This window comes from Humibacter antri, assembly GCF_054777235.1.
Genome location: NZ_BAAHAW010000039.1, coordinates 1 through 21,916, shown reverse-complemented (window position 1 = coordinate 21,916; position 21,916 = coordinate 1). Strand labels below are relative to the sequence as shown.

Below are 21,916 nucleotides of genomic sequence, written 5' to 3'. Positions count from 1 at the left end.
TCTGAGTGGTCCTTCCATGCTCGTATGTCAGATGACGTTCGGCGCTGTACGACCGCGCTCGGCAGGCAGGCTCGTCGTCGCGCGATATTCGCCGGATACGGCGCGTAACCGTGGCGTGCCGCTGAGCCAACCGGCGAACGGGGTGCGCACGACGATCAGTGCAGCGGTCCACGGTACGAGCGCGCAGATCGCGAAGACGAACCAGTCGGGAGTCGGCGGCACGAAGTGCTGCATGACCCAGAGTACGACCGGGTGAACGAGCACGACCATGAACCCGCCGCACGCCAACACAGTGGCAACGAGCGACGCCCGCCGTGGCAGGCGCGTGAAAACCCATTCCGCCACCAGTACAAGGGTGCACGCGATCACCACGGCGCTGATCGTGCTCAGCGCCGGCGTGCCGTAGTCGCCTTGCTTGATGTCCACCGGCCGCGACACCCCCGACACCACAGAGCCGGCGACGACCGCGAGCGCTCCGAGGCTGATCAGAACCGCCCGTGTCAGGCGTTGCGGCGTGATCATCCGATCGTGGAGACGGCGAAACGCCCAGCCGAGCATGAGGTAGATGAGGCAGGGCAGCGCGGACCCGATCGAGAAGGGCGTCTCGGCAAGCTGGGGCCCGAAAAGCCATCCCGCGGCGGCGGCCAGAACCGCGACCGCCCACACCACGTACCGGGGAGCCCTCCACAGCAGCCGCAGCAGCAGGCAGCACATGAAGAGCACGCCGATGAACCAGAACGTCGTGTACGGCATCGCAGACCGCTGCCCGTTCCAGAAGGGCAGCAGGAGTCGTTGCCAGGTGGTGGATTCCAGCAGTGGATCCAGGGTAAGGAACGGGATCGCGATCAGCACGAACCACACCCCGTACGGCAGCAGCAACGTTCGTGAGCGTTTGCGCAGCTCCACCGCGAACGGGCGATGAGGGGCCCAGAAGAAGCCGGCCAGAATGAAGAACAGCGGCACATGCCACGTGTACAGCAGCGGTCGCACCAGCGGGGTGCCCAGGGTGTGGCCGGCTATCACCGCGAGGATGCCCGCCACCCGCACGGCGTCGATCGCCCCCGACCGCGCGTGTCCGCCTGAAGCAGTCTCATCGGCCCGGGCAGGGGTTTCCGCGTTCTCGTGACGCGGCTGGTCCTCACCCTTCAGAACCGGTTCAGCTGTCGACGGTGATCCGCTCACGGTCCTCCTCGACGACGGCTTCCGATCGGACACGCCCGCGCCGGTTCTTCAACCGTCGCAGCAGTGCGGTCACGACGATCGGCAGCACAGAGACCACCACAACGAGCACCATGAGCGCGTCGATGTTGCTGACCACGAACGGTATGCCGCCCAGCAGCAGCCCGAGCACCACCATCACGATGCACCAGGAGGCTGCGCCCAGCACGTTCCAGAGCAGGAATCTCCGGTAACGCATCTTCGCGACGCCGGCGGCCAGCGGCACATACGTTCGCACGATCGGCACGAACCGGCCGAGCAACAGCGAAGGGCCGCCATATCTGCCGAAGAACTCTTCGGCACGCGTCAGATGCCGCGGCTTCAGGATGCGTGCACCCGGTCTGAACAGGCGTCTCCCGAATCGCTTTCCGAGCCAGTACCCCGCCTGGTCGCCCGCTATCGCGGCGACTATCCCCACGAGCGCGATCGTCCACGCCTGGATGCCCAGCTGGGGAGCGAGGATCGCCGCGGTGATCAGCAGTGAGTCACCCGGCAGGAACGGGAACAGCAACCCGGACTCCACGAACACGAGCACCGCAATGCCCACCAGCACCCAGGGGCCGAAGGCGTGCAGCCAGCTCGAGGCATCCAAAAGCGGAATACCGGTGTGAACAATCATCTGATGCCTTTCGAACTCGTGACGCCCTACTCCTTCCACGGTGTCGGTCCGCCACCAAGAACCGGCAAAGGTGGCAGCCGACGCACATGTGGATCAGCGGTGAGTTCACCGACACGTGCACAATCAGCGGTGCAGGCTGCGTGTCACTTCGCCAGGCCCATCCGATCGGCCACTTGTGGCAAGGCCTTCGCCCACACGTAGCGAACGGTGTTCCAGTCGTGTCCGGAGGCGGCGGAGATGATCAGCTCTGTTCTCATCCCTGCGCGTTGCGCCGCAGTGTTCATCTGCCTGGCATAGTGCGTGTACTTCACGTCGTGCGCGCCGGACCCGAAGATCGCGAAGCTGTCCCGGTACGGTGCGTGCTTGGCCAGCAACGTCAGCGGTTTCGCCGCCTTGTAGGCGGCAGCGGAACCGCCGAAGCCCTCCGCCACAGTCTTCGGGCCGATGGTGGGTTCCAGCTCCCCGAGCACGTCGATGATCGAGCCGAACAATTCGGGATGACCGGCGCCGAACTGGATGGCGCAGGTTCCCCCTTGCGAGTACCCGCCGACCGCCCAGTATCTGCCGCTCTCCGCGACCGGTAGGTGCGTGCGAATCCAGTTCGGCACGTCAACGGTCAGGTACGTGGCCGAGTTCCCGAGTGGGGAGTCGACGCACATCGGGTTCTGTCCGGGGTGGCCCAGCTGGTCGGCGGCGACCACGATCGGAGCGAGCCCGTTGTGTCGAGCGGCGAACGCGTCGTAGGTCGCAGCGGCGCGACCGGAGGTGAAGACATCCGAGGGCGCGCCGGGCTGGCCGGCGAACAGCATCACCACCGGAAGCACCGGAGGGTTCGGCACCAGCGCAGCCGGGGGGAGGTACACCACCGTCTTACGCGCGGCGAACTGCGAATGCGTGGCCGGGATGTGCACGGTTCCGACGAGTCCATGAGCAGGCATCCCGGCCGGCGGTCGCCAGTCCTTGCCGAGGTTCGGGTCCATCGCACCGGAGTGCGCCGTCAGATGCGACGCGGGCATCTTCGGGTAGGGGACGATGCCGAGGGCATCGCTCAGGTCGCGGTACGCGCCGTAATCCACGTTGATGCCTGCTGCCGCAACCAGCAGAACGGCAGGGATCATGATGATGGCGACGACCTTGCGCCACCATCGGGTGCCCCACAGGTTCGCGATCGCGAGGAACACCCCGGCGAAGGCGATCGCCACCCACATGCGTGTGACCGCGGTCAAGGGAAGCCCGAAAGCATTCCACACGTCGCTGACCAGCCATGCCACGAGCAGGCCGACGGCCGCTCCCAGCACCGCCGCTCCGAAGGAGCGCAACAGCCAACGGGGTCGCGGCGACTTCACCAGCAAGTACAGGCCCAACAGCGCAACGATGACGTAGAGCGGGATCAGGAAACTGCTCTTGTCGATCCTGAGCGTCAACAACCAGTGCAGCGGATCCCCCAGCATGCGTGCTCCTGCTCCTGCTCTCGTGGTCGCGAACGAACCCTCACCTTCGCAGAGGCAGATGAAAGCAGGATAAGGACACGACTCCGGACATCTGCTAGTCGGCCCGCGCGGCGCCGAAACGCCCCTCGCCAACTGGCCCGCGAGGCGTCGAGACGCCACATGCCAGCCGGCCGCGTGGCGCGGAAGCGCCGCTTGCCAGCCGGCCGCGTAGCGCGGAAGCGCCGCTTGCTAGCCAGCCGCGTAGCGCGGAAGCGCCGCTTGCTAGCCAGCCGCGTAGCGCGGAAGCGCCGCTTGCTAGCCAGCAGAGTGCCCGCGGATCCAGTAGTACTGCGTGTGCTGTCGGTGGCGGCCGAGCGCCAGCGCGGTCCTGGCGTGGTCGCGAACCGCCTTGACCAGGCGCCGCTCGCCCGCAGCCCAGAGGTAGGTGTGCTCGGGGTCGAGGTTCGCTCCCGCAACGGACGCCCACAGCGCGGCAACGACGCTTCCGTCATCGGGTGCCGCCCAGGTCAGTGTCGTGCGCGCGTCCCCGGACAGGGGCAGCGCGTGCCGATCGGCGTGGGCATCCTGAATCACCACATGTTTGTCGAGGTCGGGCGCCGCTTCCAGCACGGTGTTGATCGCCGGTACGGCCGTCGTGTCGCCGGCCAGCAGGATGGTGTGCACCCGCGAGTCGATGGCGAGCCGCTGCGGCGTGTGCGCGACCTGCGCGCGCGTGCCGATACGGGCATCCTTCGCCCACGACGCCGCAGATCCGGTCGGTTCGTGCAGCACGAAGTCGAGGCTGAACTCGCCCGTCTGCTGGTTCGGTTCGACGATCGTGTACCCGCGCTGTACCAGCTTGTCGCGGGTGGGTGACGGCACCCACAATCGCACCCATACGGTGGGGTGCAGTTCGAAGCCGTCGAGGAACCCGGGTGCCACGACGCGGATGCGCCGGTACCACGGCGTGAAGTCCGTGATGCCGACCACCTCGACCGGGTGGTTCTTCACGCCCATGGCCTTCAGCACGCCTCGCTGCCAGTTCGCGGCCATGGGTCTGAAGCCTACTGGTCGACCCAGAAGCCGCGGCCGCCGAACCAGCCACCGCCGTAGCCGTCGTAGCCTCCGCCGACCGCGCCGCCGATACTGTCGCTGGAGCCGCCGAAGAGGTCCGAGCCGGCATCGCCGTCACCGCCGCGTTTGCGGCGCGGACCGCGCGATCCCAGGTAGCTGTCCACCACGGCGACTCCGAGGTCGTCGAGTTCGGGGGCGACGACGCGGCCGCCGACCCGTCGAGCGAGCCCGTCCACGAATCGGGCCAGCCCCGGATCGGATCCCAGCCGGAAGATCGTGATCTGCGCGCCCAGCCGCATGGAGACATCCAGTTCGTCAACGGTGTGCGCGATCGTGATCGGGTGCGGCGGGTAGGCGAACCGCACGGAGCCGTCCGCCTCGAGGTGCGAGGTCGGTTCGCCGTCGGTGACGATGAGCAGCACCGGCTGGGCATCCGGATGCTTGCGGAAGTGCCGGTTCGCCAGAAGCAGCGCGTGGTGCAGATTGGTGCCCTTGTCCCACATGGCGTCGAGCCCGGTCAACTCCTCGATCTCCATCACCTGGGCGTGGCGTGAGAACCCGATGAGCTCGAGCCGATCGTCGCGGAAGCGGGTGCGGATGAGTGTGTGCAGTGCGAGCGCGGTGCGCTTCATCGGAACCCACCGGCCGTCCATCGCCATCGAGAACGAGGTGTCGACGAGCAGGGCGACGCTCGCCTGCGTGCGCGACTCGGTCTCCTCCACCTCGATGTCGTCCAACTCGATGCGGCGGCGCGTTGCGCCTCCCGACGCGCGGCGCAGCACCCCGTTCAGCATGGTGCGCGGGATGTCCCATGGCTCGGTGCTGCCGAACTCCCACTGCTTCGTCGCCCCGGATGTCTCCCCCGCGGAGCCTGCGAGCCGCACGTCGCGCTCTCCCCTGCGCTTCGACATCCGGTTCGCGATGTCGCGCAGCAGTGCCTGGCCGAGTTGCCGCATGGCCTTCGGCGTCAGTTGCAGGTTGCCCTGCGAGTCGCGGCGGAACGTGTTGCTGCGACGCAGCGCCTGTTCGAGGTCGCGCAGTGTTCGTGCGTCGACGGCCGCGTCATCGCCGAGGTGTCTCGCCAGCTTGTCGAGGTCCACGTCGTCGAGGCGGGCGCCGTCGTAGCCCTGGGAGAGCTGCTCGGCGAGTTCGTCGAGGTCGGCGAGATCGGAGAGCACCTGGGTGCCCTCTGCCAGCCCGAGCGGCTGGTCGCCGTCGAAGCGCTCGGAACCGCTCCAGTCCTCCCCGGGGCGCAGCGCCTGCAGATTCGCGTCGAGGCCGGCAAGCTGCTCCATGAGCTGCGGCGACCCGAACGCCTGGGCGGAGAGCTGCATCAGCTCCTGCCGCTGCTCCTCGGTCATCGAGTTGAGCATCCGCTGCGCCGCGGCCGACCGTGCGGCGAGCAGGTCGATCAGCTCGTCGACGTTCTGCGGGTTCTCGGGAAAGTACTGCCCGTGCTCGGCCATGAATGCGGCGAAGTCGTCGGGCGTGTCCTCGCCGCGACGGTGCTTGTCGAGCAGCCGGTTGAGGTCGGTGAGCATCGTGTTCACCGACGCACGGTCCTCGTCTGTGACGTTCTGCAGCGTCTGCTTGAGCCCTGAGAACCGCTGCCCGAGCAGCTCCTGGCCGAGCATGTCCTTGATCTTCTGGTAGTCGGCTCGCGCCTGCGACGAGCGCCAGTCGTAGTCGCTGAGCTCGTTCACCGCTGCCGACGTCGAGGTCGGCAGGCTGTCGAGCCGCATCTCGGCGAATGAGCGGTCGGTGTCGTCCATGTCGACGTCGCGGGCCAGCTGTTTGCGCTCCTGAAGCACAGCGTGGTCGAGGAGCTTCTGGATCTCCTGCAGCGTGCCGCCGAGATTGTGTCGCCGCAGTAGATCTCGGCGTCGTTCAGCCACTCGGCGTGACAGGTCGTCGAGGCCTGTCAGGTCGCGCCCGCCTCTGCGCAGGAACTCGCCGAGGGCGCGCTCGGGCGAATACCCGGCCATGACGTCCTCGCCGATCGCGTCCAGCGCCTCGGCGAGGTCGACGGGGGGCGCGAGAGGATCCCCGCCCTGATAGCGGTGGAACCGGCTGATCCCCGAGTGGTCCGGCGCTGAGCGGTTCGGCGCAGAACGATGCGGCCTGCCGGGCGGATGCTCAGCCATAGATGGTCTCGTCACCGTCGGTGTCTTTGCCGATCTTGCGTGCCAGGTAGAGGCCCTCGAGGGCGAGCTCGATGGCGGCGGCGCGCTCGCCGTCGGTGCGGGCATCCAGTGAATCCACTACCTCGTCGTATACCGGCGACTCGCCGAGCATCGGCAGCCCGGCCAGGAACTCGGCCGCGGTGACCTGTTCGCCGGTGGCCACCATGGCGCCGCCCTCGATCGCGGCGACGAGCGGCCCGAAGTCGATGCCGCGAAAGTGCGCACGCACGGCGTCGGCGGTGGCCGTGCGGAGCAGATGGGTGAGCACCTCCGACTCGCGGCCTTGCTCCCCGGTCTCGAACTCGATCTTGCCGCCCAGCACGTCGACGGCCGTCGTGAGGTCCACGGCGCGTGCGACGGCGTCGTTCTCCCCGCATGCCGTCGCGCGGTGCAGCGCAGCGGCGGCGATGGTTTCGGCACCGGCGATCGCGAACCGGGCGCTGACCCCGCTGCGCTGGTCGATCGAGCTGGACTCGCGCAGGTTGCGGGTGAACCTGGCGAGAATCTCGACGAGGTGATCGGGAACATCCGCGACCAGCTCCGCCTCCTGCCGGATCACGGCGATCTCCGCACCGAGCTGCCGCGGGTAGTGCGTGCGGATCTCCGCGCCGAACCGGTCCTTGAGCGGCGTGATGATGCGGCCGCGGTTGGTGTAGTCCTCGGGGTTGGCGCTGGCGACGACGATCACATCCAGCGGCAGGCGCAGCACGTAGCCGCGGATCTGGATGTCCCGCTCCTCCATCACGTTCAGCATCGACACCTGGATGCGCTCGGCCAGGTCCGGCAGCTCGTTGATCGCGACGATGCCGCGGTGGCTGCGCGGGATGAGCCCGAAGTGGATCGTCTCCGGGTCGCCGAGCGAGCGCCCTTCGGCGACCTTCATCGGGTCGACGTCGCCGATCAGGTCGGCGACCGAGGTGTCGGGCGTTGCGAGCTTCTCCACATACCGTTCGCTACGGTGCCGCCATGCCACGGGCAGGTCGTCGCCGAGCTCGGCGGCCCTCCGGATCGAGGCGTGGGTGATCGGCTGGTACGGATGCTCGCCGAGCTCGGCTCCCGCGATGACCGGCGTCCACTCGTCGAGCAGCCCCCCGATCGTACGCAGCACCCGCGTCTTGCCCTGCCCGCGTTCGCCCAGGAGCACGATGTCGTGGCCGGCGATGAGCGCGCGCTCCAGCTGCGGGATGACCGTGCTCTCGAACCCGTGCACGCCCGGCCACGGGTCCTCGCCTGCGCGCAGCTTCGCCAGGAGGTTGTCACGCACCTCGACCCGCACCGGCTTCTGCACGTGGCCCGACGCCCTCAGCTCACCCAGGGTGCCCACCCGCGGTTCCGGGGAAGCAGCCGCTGAACCGGTCGGAACGTTCGGGGCCGGGGAGTACGTCTCGTGCGCGGGCGTCATGCTCCACGATACGCACGGTGTCCCCACCCGCGGGGTGTCCCGAGTTTTCGCCGGCATGCCAGAGCGAGGCAAGCGGGAGCAGCACGAAACGTTGCGGCCGGAAGGCATCCGGTTCCGTGCTATTGATAGATCACGGTGCCCACGTCGAACGCGGGCATTCTCCGCTCCCCACCAGCGACGCCGTTGTCGCGCTCTCCCCGAGAACGTCGCTCCCGAATGTCAGACAACGCCCACGCAGGCCCCGCACCGTCACGTCGCGGCCTCATCGTGCTGCTCGGAATCGTCTCGGCACTGGGTCCGATGACCACCGACATGTATCTGCCGGCGCTGCCGCAGATCGCGCACGAGTTCAGCACGACCGAGGTGGCCGTGCAGATGACCCTCACAGGCTCGCTGCTCGGCATGGCGATCGGCCAGGTCATCTTCGGGTCCCTGTCGGATGCCTTCGGCCGGCGCGCACCGCTGATCATCGGGCTGATCGCCCACACGGTGTTCTCCGTGCTCTCCGCCGTGGCTCCCGACATCGGATGGCTCGTCGTCTTCCGCGCCCTGCAAGGCGCAGGATCGGCCGCAGCCCCAGCCATCGCCATGGCGATCGTGCGCGACATCTCGACCGGCCGCAGCGCATCCACGCGGTACTCGACGATCATGTTCGTCGCCACGGGCGCGCCGATCGTCGCGCCCCTGATCGGTTCGGCGCTGCTGCTCTACACCGACTGGCACGGCATCTTCCTCATCCAGGCGGTGATGGCGGCAGCGCTCGCCATCACAGCGGCGATCGCGTTGCCGGAGACACAGTCGAACAGGCGCGCACTGAAGCAGGTTCGCTTTCTCACAGGAGTGCGCTCGCTGGGCCGCGACCGGCTCTTCGTCGGCTCGACGATCTCGCAGGCGGCGATGATGGCGGCGAGCTTCTGCTACATCTCCGGCCTCAGTTTCGTGGCGCAGGACTGGTACGGGGTCTCGCAGCAGACGTACGGCCTCATCCTGGCCGGGGGCGCGGTCGTCATGCTCGGCATGAACCGCATCAGTCCGCGGCTCCTGCGCAGCCGCACGCCGCACCGCGTCGCCGTCATCGGCCTGACCGGGGCTCTCGTGGTAGCGGGCCTGATGATGATCGCGGCTCCGACGCTCGGGCTGATCGGAGTGACGATCACCTCCTGGTTGTGCATCGGGTTCCAGCAACTCGTGACGCCCAACAATCAGGCCATCGCATTGCACGGTCACCAGGAGTTCGCGGGCATCGCAGCCGCGATCATCGGGGCGAGCTCGTTGGTGGCGGCAGCGATCTCCGCGCCTCTGCTGGGACTTCTGGGCACGGACAACGGCTTCAACATGGGGCTGGCCATGTTCGGCTTCTACGCCATCTCGCTCATCGCGTCGGCCGCCATCGTCGGCAAGCGGGCCGACCACCTCTGAGCGACTGCCTCTGAGGCGACCACCTCTGAGCCGGACAGCCTTGAGCCGACCAGCTTTGAGACGACCAACTCTGAGCCGGGCACCCCTGAGCCGGGCACCCCTGAGCCGTACGTCGGTGCGCCTCCTCCGGCAAGCCCGGCGGTTCGAGTGGAGTCAGGCGGACTGCACGCCCGACAGGCACCCCGAGGCGAGCACGTGGCCGGCCACGGCGGGCAGCAAGTCGCCGAGGCTTCCGAACGCGTCGGCGTCCAACTCGACATCGAGCGCGTAGAGGTGGAAACCGTAGTGGTGCGCACCGTGACCGGGAAACGGGCGCGGCCCCTGATAGGCGACCCAGCCGCGGAACGCAGGCACGTAATGCACCGCGAGGTTGCCGGGGGTGAGCGCTCCCTCGGCGACTCCGTGCGTGCTGCCGGGCTCGAGCAGCGCGATCAGGTGGATGATCGGCGAGTCCAGCGGCACATCCGTGTCTTCGACGATGAGCAGAAGCTGTCGTGTGCGCTCGGGCGGTGCGCTCCAATGCAGCTCAGGTGACACATTCGGACCGCGGCCGATGCCCGAATGGCGGCGAGGAATGCTCTGCCCCGCCTCGAACGAGGGCGACGAGACCGTGAGTGTCGCCGATGCGGCGAGTTCCGGCCTGAACTGAACGCTGCGTTCCGGCTTCGAGCGCCTGCCGCGCAGCATCCAGCCGAGCGGGGTCACCAGCAGTTCCGCGAGAGACATCGGGTCGTCCTTTCCTTGGTGCACCCGCCGGTGCGCCGATCCAGAGGCTAGCGTGCTCGCGGATCGCCGCCGGCTAGCGCTCTCGCGCCTCCGGGTCGTCCTGCTCGTCATCGGGGTGAAGCGCCCCGCCCTCACCCTCCCAGCGCGACTCCTGCTTCTGCTCCACCGGCGTGCTGTCCGCTCTCGGTCGATGGAACAGCCGTTGCACGCTGTCCGTGAACTTGCTCATTGTTCCCCCTTGGGTGGCGCGGTTCCTCCTCCCAGCCTGGCACGCGACCCGGCGCGTGCGGCAGTCCCATTCTCACGACGACTCCATGCACTGCTTCAGCACGCACGGCGCCTCCGCCTGATCACGACAAGCCGAACGATCGACAGTGATGGATGCATAGGATCTGCCTATGCGCTTGAGCCAGCTCAGATCCTTCGACGCCGTGGCCGCGACCGGAGGCTTCACAGCCGCCGCTCGCTCACTCGGCGTGCGTCAGCCCACGGTCTCCGAGCAGGTGTCCGGTCTCGAGTCCGAATACGGCGTCACTCTCGTCGACCGGCGCGACGGCAAGACACTGCTCACACCGCTGGGAGAGCGCCTTCGCGAGATCAGCCTCCCGCTGTTCGCTCTCGAAGCCGAAGCCCGGCGAGTGCTGGAGTCCGCGCACAGGCTGGACGGCATCGAGCTGCGGTTGGGGGCGGATGCCCCGGTGCACGCCGTTCCGCTGATCGCCGGGCTGCGCGAACGCTTGCCCGATGCACGCGTGCGCCTCGGCTCGGGCAACGCCGCCGAGCTCCTGCAGCGACTCAGATCCGGCGACGAGGACGTCATCATCGCCGCTGGCATCCCCCACGCAGACGACCTCGTCTCCGTCGTGGTCGACCGCCAGTCGCTCGTGGCCGTCGTGCACGTGGACAATCCGTTGGCGCATCAGAAGTCCGTCGGGCTGCGTCGGCTGCTGCCGGAACACCTGGTGCTGCGCGAGCAGGGCAGTGCGAGCCGCGCCGCACTCGAGGCGGCTGCGGCGTCGGTGCAGGACGAGGCTCTGGATGCCACGCTCGTCGTCGACACCAGGGAGGGCGCACTCGCCGCGGTCGCCGCAGGGCTCGGCGTGGCCGTCATCGCCGAGAACGAGCTTCTCGACGATCCGCGGCTGGTGATGGTAGACATCCGCGACCCCGCGATCCCGATCGAGGAGCGGATGATCTGCCGTGCCTCCGAGCAGGACTCCGCGATCTGCGCGGCGCTGTTCGACCTCGTCGCCGAGCACTGAGGAACCTCGGCGGCGCGTCACCCGGTCAGCCGCGACCATAGGCCGACCCGATGCATATATCGGTGCACCGGCATCCTTCGGGTGCCGCAAACGCGTAGCCTCATCACCCGTCGGGCGAAGTCGAGACGCCCGGATGCGAGAGGAGCGGCGGATGGTCGAGGTGCGACGGCGACACGTGCTGGTGGTCGCGTGGGACGGCGTTCGAGACGACGAGTTGCGCCGCGCTCATACGCCGTGGCTCGACCGCATCGCAGCGCGAGGATTTCTGTCGACCGTGTCGGTGCATGCGAAGAATCCGACCATCTCCGGGCCGGTGTGGTCCACGGTCGCGACCGGCGTCTACCGCGACCGGCACGGCGTCGACGACAACGACCTCAGCACGCGGCGGTTCGAGCGCTATCCCGACTTCCTCACCAGGGTTCGAGATGCCCTGCCCTGGGCGACGACGTTCGCCGCGGCAGGCTGGGGTCCACTGGTGACCGAGGCAAGCGGTGGACCGCTGTTCCGTCCCGCCGGTTTCCGCCCGGAGTTCCCGGCGGGCGCGGAGGACGGCGAGCCGGACGCCGTCGCGGTCATCGACGAGGCAGTCGCCTCCAGAACCGCGCGCGAGCTCCTCACCCGCGATCACTCGGTCGTGTTCTCGTATTTCGTGCTGCCCGACATGGTGGGGCACCACGAGGGCGTGACGCCGCGGTACCGCAGCGCGATCGAGACGTGCGACGAGCAGCTCGGGGTGCTCCTGGCGGCCATCGCCGCCCGTCCGGAGCGCGACCACGAGGAGTGGACGGTGATCGTGCTCACCGACCACGGGCACCGCGACGCCGGTCACCACGGCGGCGACAGCGTCGAAGAGCGCAACGCGTGGCTCGCGGCGGCGGGCCCCGGCATCGTCCACTCCGAGGACGCCGTCGTGGATCATGCGGATGTCGCACCCCACCTGCTGCAGGTGTTCGACATCGGGGTGCCCGCCGATGCCGGGTTCGAGGGTGTTCCGTTCGGACGACGTGTGACCGTAGCGATGCCCACGACATGAACGGCGTCGTCCTCGCGGCGGTCCTGGGCTCGGCCGTCATGCACGGCGCCTGGAACGCGATCGCGAAGGCGATCCCCGACCGGCTGGTCTCCTCCGCGCTCATCGGTCTCGTCTACCTGGTCGGGGGCACGATCGGATGCCTGTTCCTCCCGCTGCCCGCGTCGGGTGCCTGGCCGTTCCTCCTCGCCTCCGCTTCGGTGCAGATGCTCTACCTGATCCTGCTCACCGCCGCGTACGCGAAGACGGAGTTCGGCCGCGCGTACCCGCTGACCAGAGGCATCGCCGTGCTGGGTGTCACCGTGATCGCCGTCTCGTTCCTCGGGGAGCGGCTGTCGGGCGTCCAACTGGCCGGTGTGGCCGTCGTGGCGGGCGCGCTGCTCACGCTCGCCGTCGTCGGGATCGGGCGCACGAGCATCCACGGCATCCTGCTCGCCATCGCGGTCGGCGCCACGATCACCGCCTACTCGATCGTCGACGGGGTCGGCGTTCGCGTCTCGGGCGACGCGCTGAGTTACGCGTCATGGCTCTTTCTCCTGCAGGGGCTCGCCCTGCCAGTCGCGTGCTTCGCCCTGTCGCGGGACCGGCGGTCGTTCCTGCACGCGATCCGACGCAACGCCGTGCGTGGCGGCATCGGAGGAGTGCTCTCGCTCGTCGCCTACACGATCGTGGTGTGGGCGCAGTCGGTCGCGCCGCTCGCCCTCGTCTCAGCGCTGCGCGAGACCGGGGTGCTCGCTGCCGGGCTCATCGGGCTGCTCTTCTTCGGCGAGCGCTTCAGCCGCTGGCGCACCGTGGCGACGGCGTGCGCGGTGATCGGCATCGTGGCGATCCGCGTCGGAGCGTGACCCCGGCCCACCTGGCCGGCTGCGAGGCGTGCCCGGTTCCGTGGCGTGCCCGGCTCCATGGCGTGCCCGGCCTCGAGCGGCGTCGATCGACACCGGGCCTTTCTGACCATCGCATCCGCACACGCGGCGACAACCCGTGCGGTGAATCGGAGACACGCCGAAGGGTGCGGCCGGAAAACGCATCCACGACCCAGATCGGCGTGTCTCCGATTCACCGCACGGTTCGGGTGCCGCGCACGAGCACCGGCCGCAGAGCAGTGACGGCTACACCCGCTCGAACACGGCGGCGAGCGCCTGTCCCCCGCCGATGCACATCGTCTCGATCGCCAGCGTGCCGTCGAGAGCGGGGAGTTCGTGGGCGAGTGTGGCGAGCATCCGCAGTCCGGTAGCGCCGATCGGATGCCCGATCGAGATGCCACTGCCGCGCGGGTTCAGTCTCGGGTCTTCGGCGTCGATCCCCCAGTCGGCCAGGCACGCAAGCACCTGCACGGCGAAGGCCTCGTTGAGCTCGATCACGTCGAAGTCCGCCCACGTGATGCCTGCGCGCTCCAGGGCACGGTTCGCTGCCAGCACGGGCGCGACGCCGAAGATGCGCGGATCGTTGCCGGCGATCGCCCAGGAGCGCAGCCGAAGCAGCGGCGTCAGCCCGAGGTCGTCCGCACGCTCGGGCGTCGTGACGATTGCGGCGGCTGCCGCGTCGTTCTGCCCGCTCGAGTTGCCGGCTGTGACGGTCGCGTCCTGGTCGTCCCGGCCGAGGATCGGACGCAGCGCCGACAGCGCCTCCAGCGAAGTGTCGGCTCGTGGATGCTCGTCCCGGTCGACGATCGTCTCCCCTCGCCGTCCTGGCACGGTCACGGGCACGAGCTCGTCGTCGAAAGCGCCCGACTCCTGCGCCGCGACGGCGCGCTGATGCGAGCGCAACGCGACCTCATCCTGCGCTTGCCGCGGGATCCCGTAGTCGCGTCGTAGCTGCTCGGCCGATCCGACGTTGCCCTCCGGTGTCGCGAACGACCTGCCGCCGGCCGTCGCTCGCCCGCGGGCGAGCGCGTCGTGCAGCATCAGGCCGCCGGACGGGATGCCGCGCCGACCCTGGTCCGTGTACAGCGGCGCGTTCGACATCGACTCGGCGCCGAGCGCGATGAGCACGTCGCCGGCCCCGGTCTGCACCTCCATCGCGGCGTTGATCACGGCCTGCAAGCCCGAGCCGCAGCGGCGATCGAGCTGATATCCAGTGGTGGTCACCGGGAACCCGGCGTTCAGCGCGGCGACCCGGCCGAATGCGGGAGCCTCCATGGTCGGGTACCCCTGCGAGCCGATCACGCCCTCGACGACCGCAGGGTCGATTCCGGTTCTCTCGAGCAGCGCTCGCAGCACGGTCTCGGCAAGTGAGAGCGCCGACACCGGTGCAAGCGCTCCGCCCATGCGACCGACCGGGGTGCGCAGAGGCGAGCAGATCACGACGTCGCGAAGTTCAGGCATCCGTCCCATGCCTTTCATCTTGCCCGGCATGTCCCGATCGACGAGCGCGCACGACACACCCCTGCCACCCGGGGAAGTTCCCCTATGGTCAAATCATGGAAAGCACCGCATCGGAGCGGAACAGCAGCCCACTCCGCATGGGAATCGTCAGAGAACCCGACTGCGAAGCGCGCGCCGCAGCGACCCCGGTCACCGTGGCGAAACTCGCCGCCCTCGGCTACACGGTCCTGGTCGAGAGCGGGGCGGGAGTACGGGCTTCCTTCCCCGATTCGGCCTACGTCGCTTCCGGCGCCGCAATCGTCGACACGGCCGAAGCGTGGGCGTGCGACGTCGTGCTGCGGATCAACCCGCCGACTTCCGACGACATCGCCCGTCTGAAAGACGGCGCCACGATCGTCGGCATGCTCAGCCCGGCGCTGAGTCCCGAGTTGCTGAAGTCTCTCGCCTCCCGCGGCCTCACCGCCCTCGCGATGGATGCCGTCCCGCGCATCTCCCGCGCGCAGTCGATGGATGTGCTCAGCTCGATGGCCAACATCGCCGGCTACCGGGCGGTGGTCGAGGCGGCACACGAGTTCGGCCGCTTCTTCACCGGCCAGGTGACCGCGGCGGGCAAGGTGCCTCCCGCGAAGGTGCTCGTGGCAGGAGCCGGCGTCGCCGGTCTCGCGGCGATAGGCGCGGCATCCAGCATGGGCGCCGTGGTGCGGGCGACCGACCCACGACCCGAGGTCGCCGACCAGGTGCATTCCATCGGCGGCGAGTACCTGCCCGTCGACGTCGCCGTCGAACAGTCCACCGATGGGTACGCCAAGGCGACCAGCGAGGCGTACGACCGTCGCGCCGCCGAGATCTATTCGGAGCAGGCGGCCGACGTGGATGTCATCATCACCACCGCGCTCATCCCCGGTCGTGCCGCGCCCCGCCTCATCACCGCTGCGGATGTCGCCACCATGAAACCGGGCAGCGTCATCGTCGACATGGCCGCTGCGCAGGGCGGGAACGTCGAGGGCTCGGTTTCCGGCGAACGGATCGTGACTCCCGGCGGTGTGACCATCCTCGGCTACACCGACCTCGCCGGGCGGCTGCCCACGCAGGCGTCCCAGCTCTACGGCACCAACCTGCTGAACCTGATCAAGATCCTGACGCCGGGCAACGACGGCCGCCTCGTGATCGACTTCGACGACGTCGTGCAGCGCGCCGTCACCGTCGTGCGCCATGGCTCGATCACCTGGCCGCCCCCTCCGGTGCCAATTGCGGCGCCCACTCAGGCGACGGCCGAAAAGCCGAAGGCGCACGAGCCGAAACGAAGGCTGTCATCGGGCGCCGTGACAGCGCTCATCGCGCTCGGAATCGCCGCCCTCTTCGCGGTGTGCGCGTTCGCACCGCCGCCCCTGCCGCAGCACTTCCTCGTTCTCGTGCTCGCGGTGGTCGTCGGGTTCTACGTGATCGGCCATGTCGCGCACGCGCTGCACACCCCGTTGATGAGCGTCACGAATGCCATCTCCGGCATCATCATCGTCGGCGCGATGGTGCAGATCATGGCGCCCTCGCCTGTCGTGCAGGTGATAGCCGCCGTCGCCGTGCTCGTGGCATCCATCAACGTGTTCGGCGGGTTCGCCGTCACCCGTCGAATGCTCGCCATGTTCACGAAGGCGGGCGAGAGGTGAAGGCGGCCACCGCGGTCGCCGACGCCGCCTACATCGTCGCCGCGCTCCTCTTCATCATGAGCCTCGCCGGGCTCAGCAAGCACCAGACCTCCCGCCGCGGAGTCGTGTACGGCATGATCGGCATGACGATAGCCCTCGTGGCCACCGTCATCGTCGTACTGACGAGGGCATGGGGCTCGTCGTCGCTGCCCTTGGGGGTCACTCTTCTCGTCGTCGCGATCATCATCGGCGCGATCATCGGCTTATGGCGGGCGCGAACCGTGGAGATGACGGGCATGCCTCAGCTCATCGCCCTGTTCCACAGCTTCGTCGGCGCCGCAGCGGTGCTCGTCGGGTGGAACGGCGCGCTCGATACGACAGGCATCCCTGCGGACCTCCTCGGCGTGCACCACGGCGAGGTCTTCATCGGAGTGTTCATCGGCGGCGTGACCCTGACCGGGTCGGTCGTCGCGTTCCTCAAGCTCTCCGCCCGCATCTCCTCGAGGCCGCTCATGCTGCCCGGCAAGAACGGGCTGAACATCGGTGCCCTCGTCGTCTTCGTCGCCCTCACCGTCTGGTACATCACCGCACCGCAGCTGTGGCTCCTGATCGTCGTGACGGCGCTCGCCCTCGCGCTGGGCTGGCACCTGGTCGCCTCGATCGGCGGCGGCGACATGCCGGTCGTCATCTCGATGCTGAACAGTTACTCCGGATGGGCCGCGGCGGCCGCGGGCTTCCTGTTGAACAACGACCTGCTGATCGTCACCGGGGCACTCGTCGGGTCCTCCGGCGCCTATCTCTCCTACATCATGTGCAAGGCGATGAACCGGTCGTTCCTGTCGGTCATCGCCGGCGGATTCGGCATCGAGGCGCCGTCGAAATCGGATGCCCCTGGCGGAGAGCACCGTGACATCGACGCCGCCGGTGCAGCGGCGATGCTGGAAGGCGCGTCGAGCGTGATCATCACGCCCGGGTACGGCATGGCCGTCGCCCAGGCGCAGTACCCGGTCGCCGAACTCGCCCGGCGGCTGCGTGAGCAAGGGGTCGACGTGCGGTTCGGCATCCATCCGGTCGCCGGTCGCCTGCCTGGGCACATGAACGTGCTGCTGGCCGAGGCGCGCGTGCCGTACGACATCGTGATGGAGATGGACGAGATCAACGACGACTTCGCGTCGACCTCGGTCGCTCTGGTGATCGGTGCGAACGACACGGTGAACCCGGCAGCCGCCGAAGACCCGGGCAGCCCCATCGCGGGGATGCCGGTGCTGCGGGTCTGGGAGGCGGAGAACGTCATCGTGTTCAAGCGGTCCATGGCAGCGGGCTATGCCGGTGTCGACAACCCGCTGTTCTACCGGGACAACACCCAGATGCTGTTCGGCGACGCGAAGGAGCGGGTGGAAGACATCCTCAAGGTGCTGACCAGCCAGTCGGAAGCGGCCGGCCGTCCGGCAAGGTGAGCCCGACCGCTCACAAGGCGAGCTCCCAGTCCTGACCGACGAGGTCGGCGCCGAAGCTGTGGTGCGGGGTCTCGGCGACGAGCTCGAATCCGGCGCGCTCGTAGATGTGTCGAGCGGACTCGAGCACCGAGTTGGTCCAGAGCACGATGGCGCGGTAGCCGGAGCGGCGTGCAAAGCCGAGGCAGGCATCCACCAGCGCGCTGCCTGCACCGAGGCCGCGACCGTCGGGCGTGACGAGCAGCAGGCGCAGGCGGGCGACATCCTTCCCCGCGTCGACGCACATCACGCAGCCGATGCGTCGGCCGTCGATCTCTGCGATCCAGGCCCGCTGTCGTTCGGGTCCTGAGCCTTCGGCGAAGTCGGCGACGATGCGCGCCACGAGCGCCTCGTAGTCGGTGCTCCAGCCGAACTGCTGTGCGTACACCTCGGCGTTGGCCATGACGATCCATCCGAGGTCGCCCGGCTGGTCCGCGATGCGCACGGTGACGTCCATGTCATCCTCCTCCGAATCAACTGAAACAGTTGTTCCAGTTGCGATACTATCGCGACATGCCCGAAGACAGAACGGATGCCTCGCCCCGGCGCCGCGAACTCGCTCGCCGCGCCTACGAGTACGTCTCCGAGCACGGGCTGTCCGACCTGTCGCTACGACCGCTCGCCGATGCGATCGGCACGAGCGCGGGCGTGCTGATGTTCCTGTTCGGCAGCAAGGAAGGTGTGGTGCGCGCCATCCTCGCGGAGGCACGTGCTGACGAGCTCGCGATGCTCGACGATGTGCGCCGCACGTCCGCCGACGCGAACCTCGCCGCGTTCACGGGGAATGTGTGGGACTGGCTCGCTGCGCCGGAGCACGGCCGCCTGCTCAACCTGTGGGTCGAGGCGTACGGGCGCTCGTTGATCACACAGGACGGCCCGTTGGCCGGCTTCGCCGCCGACACTGTGCGCGACTGGCTCGAGATGCTCGAGTCCGCCGACGGCGCCTCAGACCGCGAATGTGGACGCTCGACGGCCGTGCTCGCGTTGCTGCGCGGCAGCATGCTCGACCTGCTGGCCACCGGGGAAAGCGACCGGGTGGATGCCGCGTTCCGCGACGCACTGCGCCGCCTGGCCGATTAGGCGGGCGTCCACGCTCGGTCGTCGTCACGATCGCGGACCCGCACATTCCGTGCATGACGCCCCGGCCGACGAGAAAGCGATGTGCTCCCGGGATGGATGCTCGGAGGTGCTGACGCATTCACCTGATAGAGGCGTCGTAGATCGCGTGGATAGAGGTGTCGAGAGTGTGCGTGAACTCCTCATCACCCTGCTGGATGGTCAAACCCTGCAAGAGGGCGCGACTGAAGCTGGCGATGAGCCCGGGGTTGCGGGCGAGCCGGGCGTCGGCATCCTGCTGCGTGTAGCCACCCGAGAGCGCGACCACTCTGGCGATGTTCGGATGTTCGATGAGGTCGCTGTAGAAACCGTCGACAGTCGGAATGGAGACCTTCACCGCCAGCTTGCGGTCACCCAACGCGGGGAGCTGCTCGAAGATGGCGTCCTTGAGCATCCGTTCCGCGTCTGCCTTGTCAGCGATGGTGATATCGACCTCGGGCTCCAGAATGGGCAGAAGGTCGGCCGCGAGCACACGCCCGGCGACGGCGAATTGTTGGTCGACGATGGCGCGGATGCCATCGTCGTCGGCGCCGTGGATGACCGAGCGCTCCTTGGTGCCGAGCACGCCGGCGTCTCGCGCGCGGGCGAGCAGTGGCGCTAGCGCTGGGATGTCGCGCATTAGCTGCACGCCCTGCGCGGCGTCTTCGAGACCCTTGTCGATCTTCAGGAACGGCACGATGCCCTTTCCGTTCCAGAGATAGTCGGCAGCGCCGCGACCGTCGATCTCGCGGTCGAGGGTGTTCTCGAAAAGGATGACGGCGAGAACCCGCTCGCTGGTGAAGACCGGGCTCGTGATGATGCGCACCCGCTCGGCGTGGATCAGGTCGAACATCTCGTCATCGTTCGAGTACTCCGAGGTCTCGATGCCGTAGAGGCGCAAGGCATTCGGCGTGCTGCCACCGCTCTGATCGAGCGCGGCGACGAATCCGCGACCCGTCTCGAAGCGGTTCAGTTGCTCCGCGTTCGGCATGGGCCCTCCTCGACGTGACGACGTGTTGAGGTCACGCTACGCCGCAGAACGATGCCTGGAGATGGTCTTTCGCAAGAGGGGGCCGGCCGGTGCAGAACGTCCAGCGCGATCCGTGGCGCGCAGCCTTGCAAGGTAGCCGCGACTGGCACAACGCTGAACAGGGCTGAGTGCTGCAAAACTCCGGTGATGGAGCAACACCTCACCCGTGTGTTTCTGTCGGACTGATTAGAAGCTATTGCAATAGAGCCGGCAAGGCGGCGGAACTCGTTGCGCTGCTCGAACGGCTGGAGAAATTGGCATGCGCATGCGATAGATCGCGACGATCTCGTTGCCGACGAAGCCGACGAGGCCGGTGGCGATCAGTAGCCAAGCGTTGCGGATATCGACCGGGTGGAAGAAGCGGTCGATGGTCTCCCAGCCGGCAACGACAGCCGCGAGCGCAACAACGAGCAGGCCGTTGGCCTTCACCAGCATCGGCGAAACCCACATCGGGCCATCAACTTGCCGCTTCGTGTTGATCGAGAACACCCCAGGCGAACCGATCACCACGTGGTTGATGTCAGCGCCATGCTCGCCGACTGAAACCGAGCGGATCACCCGCCGCCCAGCTCCGAGGGGGTCAAGAGCGGCCGCCGCTTCGATTTCACCTAACACTCCGATATACCACGAGCGGGCCGCTTCCGGCGGCGGGCTGTACGCCGAAGAAGCGCTGCAGCGCGCTCCGGCCGCCAACGGATGCCCTGGCATCTAGACAGATCGAGATCAGCCACGCGGCAGGCGGACAACGGTCCAGCGCCCACGGATCAGGAGCGCTCGTTGTCACCTTCCCTGTCTACGGGAACATGCGTGATCTGCCTGACCCACAACCAGGACACACACGCGTCAGTTCAAACCGCCCGCAAGCGCGCCAAGCGTCAAGGGCTGTCACAGGCTGTCGAAGTGCGCGAAGAGTGCATCGATCCGGGATGCGTCCGGCTGTGCCACGTTGGCGTCTGGATGTTGTGGAACGTACGTTTCTTCAGCATCGAAACGGGCTCGGATCGCATCGTATGCCTCTTGCCATAGCAAGTCTGAATGGCTAACTCCGAGACCCTCGGCGAGCGCCTCCAGTTCGCCAAACGCATCTTCGTCGGCAATTCCGTCTGGCGCCCTAAGTTCCTCGGTTGCCCAGCCGTCGAATAACTCAGCAATTTCCCGCATGGGCACTGTGATCAGCTCTGGTTCGTCTTGAAGGCAGTCGGCGATTGCACGCCAGTCGCTCGCGGTCGTAGCCGCGTGGACGAGCGCGTTTGCCGCAGCGGTCACGTCTTCGTTGCGGTCGGAATCCCCGGCAAGAAGTTCGAGTGCTGCCTCTAGATCCCCGACCTCGCCGTCTTGCCATCGCTGCCGCGCGGCTTGGCGAACCAGCGCGAGCCAGCTGTCGTAGTTGGCATCCTGACTCTTGAGTTCGCGTCCGACGGCCATGGCGAACTGCAGGCGGACCTCGGGGCTGATACGCCAGAAGTAGGTTGCCGAGCGGTTAGGTCGGAAGCGCTCACCGAGAACCGGCTCGACCGGAAAGCAGCGCATGACGGCCTCTCGCAGGGCTGATTCCAACACCGTTCGTGTCGCGGGCGCGGCAGTCAGCACTATCTCTACGCGGATCCAATCGAGCTGCTCGAAGTACTTGACGCTGCTAATTAGGAGAAGCGCATCATGCGGATGTTCTCGTAGCCAGGACGCGGCGAAGTCCGACACCGAGGGGTTGGTCACAGAGACCGATACCGCGCCAGCGTACTTGTCCTTATGGGACGCCAGGAACGCGTCATCAAGGACTTTCAGTGCGGCGACAACAGCGCCAGGCGGGAGATCCCGCTCGCGGGCTGATGCGAGACTGTCCAACGCGGTGTCGAGTTCGGAAGGGCGCACGGCGTACGGGAACGAGCTGACAAGCAGGACTGAGGTTGACCCCTGTTCCCGGACAGGTGGTTGGTTGGTCAGGCTGCCAGTGTGAGCTGGCGGCGTTCG

At 67.8% G+C, this 21,916-nt stretch carries 20 protein-coding genes; 7 read left to right on the top strand and 13 right to left on the bottom strand.

Features of this window, described 5'->3' with window-relative positions:
- Positions 1-27: 27 nt before the first annotated feature.
- From ACYVDK_RS14905 to ACYVDK_RS14880, 6 genes are all read right to left on the bottom strand, one after another.
- A complete protein-coding gene (locus ACYVDK_RS14905; protein WP_460523124.1) occupies positions 28-1,182 on the bottom strand; it encodes an acyltransferase family protein in 1,155 nt (384 codons plus the stop codon).
- Positions 1,157-1,837 carry a DedA family protein gene (locus ACYVDK_RS14900; protein WP_460523122.1) on the bottom strand — a complete coding sequence of 227 codons (681 nt, stop codon included), beginning with the start codon at positions 1,835-1,837 and terminating at the stop codon, positions 1,157-1,159. The genes ACYVDK_RS14905 and ACYVDK_RS14900 overlap by 26 nt, the downstream gene beginning before the upstream one ends.
- Before the next feature lie 143 nt (positions 1,838-1,980).
- Positions 1,981-3,288, bottom strand: a complete 1,308-nt coding sequence (locus ACYVDK_RS14895; protein ID WP_460523121.1) for an alpha/beta hydrolase — start codon at positions 3,286-3,288, stop codon at positions 1,981-1,983.
- A 294-nt stretch (positions 3,289-3,582) separates the two neighbouring features.
- Entirely contained in the window at positions 3,583-4,320 is a 738-nt protein-coding gene (locus ACYVDK_RS14890; protein ID WP_460523120.1) for a siderophore-interacting protein, read from the bottom strand.
- Positions 4,321-4,331: 11 nt separating this feature from the next.
- A complete protein-coding gene (locus ACYVDK_RS14885) occupies positions 4,332-6,485 on the bottom strand; it encodes a vWA domain-containing protein (protein ID WP_460523119.1) in 2,154 nt (717 codons plus the stop codon).
- Positions 6,478-7,926 carry a magnesium chelatase gene (locus ACYVDK_RS14880; protein ID WP_460523118.1) on the bottom strand — a complete coding sequence of 483 codons (1,449 nt, stop codon included), beginning with the start codon at positions 7,924-7,926 and terminating at the stop codon, positions 6,478-6,480. The genes ACYVDK_RS14885 and ACYVDK_RS14880 overlap by 8 nt, the downstream gene beginning before the upstream one ends.
- Positions 7,927-8,142: 216 nt before the next feature.
- Here ACYVDK_RS14880 and ACYVDK_RS14875 point away from each other — a divergent pair, with 216 nt between their 5' ends.
- Entirely contained in the window at positions 8,143-9,345 is a 1,203-nt protein-coding gene (locus ACYVDK_RS14875; protein ID WP_460523116.1) for an MFS transporter, read from the top strand.
- Positions 9,346-9,498: 153 nt separating this feature from the next.
- Here the strand turns inward: ACYVDK_RS14875 and ACYVDK_RS14870 are convergent, their stop codons facing one another.
- Entirely contained in the window at positions 9,499-10,071 is a 573-nt protein-coding gene (locus ACYVDK_RS14870; protein WP_460523114.1) for a YbhB/YbcL family Raf kinase inhibitor-like protein, read from the bottom strand.
- Between the two features lie 73 nt (positions 10,072-10,144).
- Positions 10,145-10,300, bottom strand: coding sequence for a hypothetical protein (locus ACYVDK_RS14865; protein WP_460523112.1), 156 nt, complete (start codon positions 10,298-10,300; stop codon positions 10,145-10,147).
- A 169-nt stretch (positions 10,301-10,469) separates the two neighbouring features.
- Here ACYVDK_RS14865 and ACYVDK_RS14860 point away from each other — a divergent pair, with 169 nt between their 5' ends.
- From ACYVDK_RS14860 to ACYVDK_RS14850, 3 genes are all read left to right on the top strand, one after another.
- Complete coding sequence (locus ACYVDK_RS14860; protein WP_460523110.1) at positions 10,470-11,333, top strand: type 2 periplasmic-binding domain-containing protein; 864 nt, start codon at positions 10,470-10,472, stop codon at positions 11,331-11,333.
- Between the two features lie 151 nt (positions 11,334-11,484).
- Positions 11,485-12,366, top strand: coding sequence for an alkaline phosphatase family protein (locus ACYVDK_RS14855; protein WP_460523108.1), 882 nt, complete (start codon positions 11,485-11,487; stop codon positions 12,364-12,366).
- Positions 12,363-13,208 (top strand): EamA family transporter, encoded by an 846-nt coding sequence (locus ACYVDK_RS14850; RefSeq protein ID WP_460523106.1) that lies wholly within the window; start codon positions 12,363-12,365, stop codon positions 13,206-13,208. Before ACYVDK_RS14855 ends, ACYVDK_RS14850 begins: the two co-directional genes overlap by 4 nt.
- Before the next feature lie 264 nt (positions 13,209-13,472).
- On the opposite strand, the gene ACYVDK_RS14845 is transcribed toward ACYVDK_RS14850, so the two are convergent.
- Positions 13,473-14,687: an acetyl-CoA C-acetyltransferase gene (locus tag ACYVDK_RS14845; protein WP_460523104.1), complete on the bottom strand. Its 1,215-nt coding sequence runs from the start codon at positions 14,685-14,687 to the stop codon at positions 13,473-13,475.
- A gap of 95 nt (positions 14,688-14,782) precedes the next feature.
- Between ACYVDK_RS14845 and ACYVDK_RS14840 the strand changes: the two genes are divergently transcribed.
- Together ACYVDK_RS14840 and pntB are read left to right on the top strand one after the other, a co-directional pair.
- Entirely contained in the window at positions 14,783-16,351 is a 1,569-nt protein-coding gene (locus ACYVDK_RS14840; RefSeq protein ID WP_460523102.1) for an NAD(P) transhydrogenase subunit alpha, read from the top strand.
- Positions 16,352-16,407: 56 nt separating this feature from the next.
- Positions 16,408-17,787 carry a Re/Si-specific NAD(P)(+) transhydrogenase subunit beta gene (gene pntB, locus ACYVDK_RS14835; RefSeq protein ID WP_460523232.1) on the top strand — a complete coding sequence of 460 codons (1,380 nt, stop codon included), beginning with the start codon at positions 16,408-16,410 and terminating at the stop codon, positions 17,785-17,787.
- Between the two features lie 10 nt (positions 17,788-17,797).
- On the opposite strand, the gene ACYVDK_RS14830 is transcribed toward pntB, so the two are convergent.
- Positions 17,798-18,280: a GNAT family N-acetyltransferase gene (locus ACYVDK_RS14830; protein ID WP_460523100.1), complete on the bottom strand. Its 483-nt coding sequence runs from the start codon at positions 18,278-18,280 to the stop codon at positions 17,798-17,800.
- A 56-nt stretch (positions 18,281-18,336) separates the two neighbouring features.
- Here ACYVDK_RS14830 and ACYVDK_RS14825 point away from each other — a divergent pair, with 56 nt between their 5' ends.
- Complete coding sequence (locus ACYVDK_RS14825; protein WP_460523098.1) at positions 18,337-18,903, top strand: TetR/AcrR family transcriptional regulator; 567 nt, start codon at positions 18,337-18,339, stop codon at positions 18,901-18,903.
- A 118-nt stretch (positions 18,904-19,021) separates the two neighbouring features.
- On the opposite strand, the gene ACYVDK_RS14820 is transcribed toward ACYVDK_RS14825, so the two are convergent.
- The 3 genes from ACYVDK_RS14820 to ACYVDK_RS14810 form a co-directional block, all read right to left on the bottom strand.
- Positions 19,022-19,909 (bottom strand): class I fructose-bisphosphate aldolase, encoded by an 888-nt coding sequence (locus ACYVDK_RS14820; RefSeq protein WP_460523096.1) that lies wholly within the window; start codon positions 19,907-19,909, stop codon positions 19,022-19,024.
- A 225-nt stretch (positions 19,910-20,134) separates the two neighbouring features.
- On the bottom strand, positions 20,135-20,563 hold the full coding sequence (locus ACYVDK_RS14815; protein ID WP_460523094.1) for a hypothetical protein: 429 nt from the start codon (positions 20,561-20,563) through the stop codon (positions 20,135-20,137).
- A gap of 270 nt (positions 20,564-20,833) precedes the next feature.
- Positions 20,834-21,916 (bottom strand): hypothetical protein (locus ACYVDK_RS14810; RefSeq protein WP_460523092.1); only part of this gene is annotated, 1,083 nt, incomplete at its 5' end.

Excerpts from the sequence above, each read along its gene's own strand:
- ACYVDK_RS14825 (WP_460523098.1), top strand. The coding sequence starts at position 18,337 with ATGCCCGAAGACAGAACGGATGCCTCGCCCCGGCGCCGCGAACTCGCT.
- ACYVDK_RS14900 (WP_460523122.1), bottom strand. The coding sequence starts at position 1,837 with ATGATTGTTCACACCGGTATTCCGCTTTTGGATGCCTCGAGCTGGCTG.
- ACYVDK_RS14850 (WP_460523106.1), top strand. The coding sequence starts at position 12,363 with ATGAACGGCGTCGTCCTCGCGGCGGTCCTGGGCTCGGCCGTCATGCAC.
- ACYVDK_RS14840 (WP_460523102.1), top strand. The coding sequence starts at position 14,783 with ATGGAAAGCACCGCATCGGAGCGGAACAGCAGCCCACTCCGCATGGGA.
- ACYVDK_RS14895 (WP_460523121.1), bottom strand. The coding sequence starts at position 3,288 with ATGCTGGGGGATCCGCTGCACTGGTTGTTGACGCTCAGGATCGACAAG.
- ACYVDK_RS14865 (WP_460523112.1), bottom strand. The coding sequence starts at position 10,300 with ATGAGCAAGTTCACGGACAGCGTGCAACGGCTGTTCCATCGACCGAGA.
- ACYVDK_RS14860 (WP_460523110.1), top strand. The coding sequence starts at position 10,470 with ATGCGCTTGAGCCAGCTCAGATCCTTCGACGCCGTGGCCGCGACCGGA.
- ACYVDK_RS14875 (WP_460523116.1), top strand. The coding sequence starts at position 8,143 with ATGTCAGACAACGCCCACGCAGGCCCCGCACCGTCACGTCGCGGCCTC.
- ACYVDK_RS14880 (WP_460523118.1), bottom strand. The coding sequence starts at position 7,926 with ATGACGCCCGCGCACGAGACGTACTCCCCGGCCCCGAACGTTCCGACC.
- ACYVDK_RS14855 (WP_460523108.1), top strand. The coding sequence starts at position 11,485 with ATGGTCGAGGTGCGACGGCGACACGTGCTGGTGGTCGCGTGGGACGGC.
- ACYVDK_RS14845 (WP_460523104.1), bottom strand. The coding sequence starts at position 14,687 with ATGCCTGAACTTCGCGACGTCGTGATCTGCTCGCCTCTGCGCACCCCG.
- ACYVDK_RS14885 (WP_460523119.1), bottom strand. The coding sequence starts at position 6,485 with ATGGCTGAGCATCCGCCCGGCAGGCCGCATCGTTCTGCGCCGAACCGC.
- ACYVDK_RS14820 (WP_460523096.1), bottom strand. The coding sequence starts at position 19,909 with ATGCCGAACGCGGAGCAACTGAACCGCTTCGAGACGGGTCGCGGATTC.
- ACYVDK_RS14870 (WP_460523114.1), bottom strand. The coding sequence starts at position 10,071 with ATGTCTCTCGCGGAACTGCTGGTGACCCCGCTCGGCTGGATGCTGCGC.
- ACYVDK_RS14830 (WP_460523100.1), bottom strand. The coding sequence starts at position 18,280 with ATGGACGTCACCGTGCGCATCGCGGACCAGCCGGGCGACCTCGGATGG.
- pntB (WP_460523232.1), top strand. The coding sequence starts at position 16,408 with ATGAGCCTCGCCGGGCTCAGCAAGCACCAGACCTCCCGCCGCGGAGTC.
- ACYVDK_RS14890 (WP_460523120.1), bottom strand. The coding sequence starts at position 4,320 with ATGGCCGCGAACTGGCAGCGAGGCGTGCTGAAGGCCATGGGCGTGAAG.